Below are 2,530 nucleotides of genomic sequence, written 5' to 3' on the forward strand. Positions count from 1 at the left end.
GATCTAAGCACCGGAACATCCACGAATATGGATGGTAAGTTTGCTTTCCCTCCCCAATTGTCGGTACAAACCATAGCCGTTAGTTATGTAGGGTACGAAAAAATAATCGTAACTCCCACTCAAACCCCATTTACCATCCAGCTCAGACCAGCTAATATTCAATTGGCGGAAATTGCCGTTTTCCCCGGTGAAAATCCTGCCCATCGAATTATTAAAAACTGCAGCAACAACCGAAAAAAAAATAACCCGGAAGAATTGGAATCCTTTCAATACCAGGCTTATCACAAAATGCATTTTACCGCCGAATTACCCCCAAACGATTCAGGGGCTGAACTAAGCGAAGATGCCAAAAACCTCCGTGAATTCTTCGATAAAAGCAATATCATGCTCATCGAAAGTGTAAGCGAAAGAACTTTCATTAATCCAAAAAACTCTGAAAAAGTTCTTGCCAGCCGAATCTCCGGACTTCAAGACCCGCTTTTCTCCTTGCTTTCCTCCCAACTGCAAAGCTTCTCCTTCTACAACGATTACTTCTCTCTCGGTGATAAAAAATACCTGAATCCCATTTCAACCAATAGCACCAATAGCTATTTCTTCTTATTGGAAGACACCCTCTTTCAGGGTAACGACAGCGTATTTGTAATTTCTTACCGTCCTCGAAAAAACACCAATTTCGATGGACTTAAAGGTATCCTCTACATTCACTCAGCTGAATGGGCCATTCAACAAGTTATTGCAGAGGCAATGGAAGAAAAAGGGGCCACCCTCAAAATCCAACAACAATACGAAAAGGTTGCCGGACATTGGTTTCCTATCCAACTTAATACCGACTTACGATTGAATAACCTTACAAAGGGAATACCATTACTTGGAGTTGGAAGAACCTATATCAAAAACATTAAAATCAACGACCAGTCCATACAATCTGAATTTAATCGATTTGACCTCGAAATTGATTCCAAAAGCCTGCAACAAAATCAAGAAATTTGGCAAAAATACCGTGTTGATAGCCTTTCTGAAAAAGATTGGAACACCTACCGTTACCTCGACAGCCTGAGTCAGATCTATAACTTTGAAAAGAAACTCAAAGCCTTAAAAACCATTGCCAATGGAAAAATCCCCATCGGATTTATCGACCTGGACCTGGAAAAAATTATTGGAGCAAATGACTATGAAGGTTTTAGACTCGGATTGGGGGCCAATACCAATGCAAAACTCTCTCGTTTCCTCTCCCTGGCCGGTTATTTCTGTTACGGAACCAGAGATAAAGCATGGAAATACGGAGGAAGCCTAGACCTCCAAATTGACCGCAAAAACGATATTGCCTTTACCCTAGTTTATAAACATGATCTCCAGGAAAGCGGAGGCTCCTATTTCCTTGCCGATCGAAAAACCTTATTCACCGAAACCTTACGAAAAACCTTCGACTTCCGAAGAGATTTTTCCACCAGATACGATGCCCTGTTTAAATTTCGTATCTTTCAATATGCACTCTTTCAAGTAGGTGTAAGCCGGCAACAAATAAAGGCCGTTGACAATTATTCCTTTGGTATTCCCGATAAACCGGTATACCTTACCACAAAAAGCTATGATTTTAATGAAGCCCTTGTCGGTTTAAAATTTGCTTTCCGCGAACGCTTCGTTAAATCCGGGGATGATATTTTTTCTAAAGGAACCCAATTCCCTATTCTCTACATAACCGCAACCAAAGGTTTCAGGATAAACGCTAAAGACATCCCTTCCGCTTTTGACTATTGGAGAATTGAAGCCCGAATAGAAGACGATTTCTTTATTCGTAAATTGGGAAAACAAACTTTTTGCCTGCAGGGTGGAATGGTATGGGGTAATCTGCCTTATACCAAACTTTTTGCGGGTCGAAGCGGATGGTATAAATTTCCGGTAGCTACCCAAAATTACTTCGAAACTATGCGAAGCAATGAATTTCTTACTGATCGCTACCTGGCACTTTTCCACCGACATAACTTCGGCGAGTTACTCATTAAAACCAAATACTTCTCTCCCGAAATAATCCTAGTTAACAACCTGGGTTTCGGTTGGCTTTCTAATCCGGAAAACCACCATGATGTAAGCACTAGAGATTATAAACACGGCTATTTTGAAACCGGTGTGGTTCTCGACAATATTCTAAAAATTAACTTCGCCGGCTATGGAGCAGGTATTTATTACCGATATGGTGCCTACCAAAATGCCAAAGCCATTGACAATTGGGCCTTTAAACTCAGTTTAAACATTAACCTAACCCGATAACTCCATGCAGGCAACCATCGTACACCGATTAACCGGTCATGCAGGCCCCATCTATTGCCTGGCCTATGGATTAAAAGCACATACTATCTTTAGTGGTAGCGCCGATAGGTTTGTGGCAGAATGGGACTTGGAAACCGGTTTGCCTTCTTCTTTTTCCATTAAACTGCAAACCATTCCTTACAGTATTCTTCATTTACAAGAACGCAAATTACTTTTAATCGGCAACGGACAAGGTGAAGTGCACTGGATTGATTTGGTCAGC

The 2,530-nt window shown here is 41.2% G+C and carries 2 protein-coding genes; both read left to right on the forward strand.

Going from position 1 to position 2,530, the window contains the following annotated elements:
- The coding region (locus K1X82_15420) for a DUF5686 and carboxypeptidase regulatory-like domain-containing protein (protein MBX7183501.1) at positions 1 to 2,268 on the forward strand (2,268 nt) is incomplete at its 5' end.
- Between the two features lie 4 nt (positions 2,269 to 2,272).
- Positions 2,273 to 2,530, forward strand: a 258-nt coding sequence (locus K1X82_15425; GenBank protein MBX7183502.1) for a WD40 repeat domain-containing protein, incomplete at its 3' end; no start/stop codon positions are given.

It is taken from the genome of Bacteroidia bacterium, from assembly GCA_019695265.1.
Classification (GTDB): Bacteria; Bacteroidota; Bacteroidia; order JAIBAJ01; family JAIBAJ01; genus JAIBAJ01.